The 1,833-nt window shown below is 70.2% G+C and carries 1 protein-coding gene and 1 pseudogene; both read left to right on the plus strand.

All coding sequences use genetic code 11. The annotated features are described in order from the left end of the window. Positions 1 to 45: 45 nt before the first annotated feature. Positions 46 to 1,647: pseudogene (locus tag I55_RS02285) on the plus strand (beta strand repeat-containing protein); the annotation flags it as partial. Positions 1,648 to 1,659: 12 nt separating this feature from the next. Beyond that, positions 1,660 to 1,833: MBG domain-containing protein (locus tag I55_RS38905; RefSeq protein ID WP_286364282.1), on the plus strand; the 174-nt coding region annotated here is incomplete at its 3' end.

The raw sequence follows: 1,833 nt of genomic DNA on the forward strand, positions 1-1,833 counted from the left end.
AAGACTTACGGCGCCAGCGCCAGCTGACGGGGCTATAGCAGCAGCGGCCTGGTGAATGGCGACAGCATCGCGGCCGTGACCTTGCCCAGCAGCGGCGGTGGCACGGCGGCGTCGGTGGGCAGCTACAGCGTTGTGGCCAGCGGGGCTACGGGCACCGGCCTGAGCAACTACTCGGTAAGCTATGCCGACGGCACGCTGACGGTGAATCCCGCCAGCCTGACGATCACGGCCAGCGGGGCGAGCAAGACCTACGGCGCCAGCGCCAGCCTGACGGGGTACAGCAGCAGCGGCCTGGTGAATGGCGACAGCATCGCGGCCGTGACCCTGGCCAGCACGGGCAGCGGCACGGCGGCGTCGGTGGGCAGCTACAGCGTTGTGGCCAGTGGTGCGACGGGCACGGGCCTCAGCAACTATGCGGTGAGCTACGCCGCTGGCACGCTGACGGTGACCCCGGCGGCGCTGACCATCACGGCCAGCGGGGCGAGCAAGACCTACGGCGCCAGCCTCAGCCTGACGGGCTACAGCAGCAGCGGCTTGGTGAACGGCGACAGCATCGCGGCGGTGACCTTGGCCAGCAGCGGCAGCGGCACGGCGGCGTCGGTGGGCAGCTACAGTGTTGTGGCCAGCGGTGCCACGGGCACGGGCCTGAGCAACTACTCGGTGAGCTATGCCGACGGCACGCTGACGGTGAACCCGGCAGCACTGACCATCACGGCCAGCGGGGCGACCAAGACCTATGGGGCGAGCGCCAACCTGACGGGGTACAGCAGCAGCGGCCTGGTGAATGGCGACAGCATCAGCGCGGTGACGCTGGCGTCCAGCGGCAGCGGCACGGCGGCGTCGGTGGGCAGCTACAGCGTTGTGGCCAGCGGTGCGACGGGCACGGGTCTCAGCAACTACGCGGTGAGCTACGCCGCTGGCACGCTGACGGTGACCCCGGCGGCGTTGACCATCACGGCCAGCGGTGGGACCAAGACCTACGGCGCCAGCGCCAGCCTGACAGGGTATAGCAGCAGCGGCCTGGTGAATGGCGACAGCATTGCGGCCGTGACCTTGGCCAGCAGCGGCAGCGGCACGGCGGCGTCGGTGGGCAGCTACAGCGTTGTGGCCAGCGGGGCTACGGGCACCGGCCTCAGCAACTACTCGGTAAGCTATGCCGATGGCACGCTGACGGTGACCCCGGCGGCGTTGACCATCACGGCCAGCGGTGCCACCAAGACCTACGGCGCCAGCGCCAGCCTGACGGGGTACAGCAGCAGCGGCCTGGTGAACGGCGACAGCATCGCGGCCGTGACCTTGGCGTCCAGCGGGTCCGGCACGGTGGCCTCGGTGGGCAGCTACAGCGTTGTGGCCAGCGGCGCCACGGGCACGGGGCTCAGCAACTACGCGGTGAGCTATGCCGATGGCACGCTGACGGTGACCCCGGCGGCACTGACCATCACCGCCAGCGGGGCGTCCAAGACCTACGGCGCCAGCGCCAGCCTGACGGGCTACAGCAGCAGCGGCCTGGTGAATGGCGACAGCATTGCGGCCGTGACCTTGGCCAGCAGCGGCAGCGGTACGGTGGCCTCGGTGGGCAGCTACAGCGTTGTGGCCAGCGGCGCCACGGGCACGGGGCTCAGCAACTACGCGGTGAGCTATGCCGATGGCACGCTGACGGTGACCCCGGCGGCACTGACCATCACCGCCAGCGGGGCGTCCAAGACCTACGGCGCCAGCGCCAGCCTGACGGGCTACAGCAGCAGCGGCCTGGTGAACGGCGACAGCATTGCGGCCGTGACCTTGGCCAGCAGCGGCAGCGGTACGGCGGCGTCGGTGGGCAGCTACAGCGTT

It is taken from the genome of Azospirillum sp. B4 (genome assembly GCF_000333275.1).
In the GTDB taxonomy this organism is placed as follows: domain Bacteria; phylum Pseudomonadota; class Alphaproteobacteria; order Azospirillales; family Azospirillaceae; genus Nitrospirillum.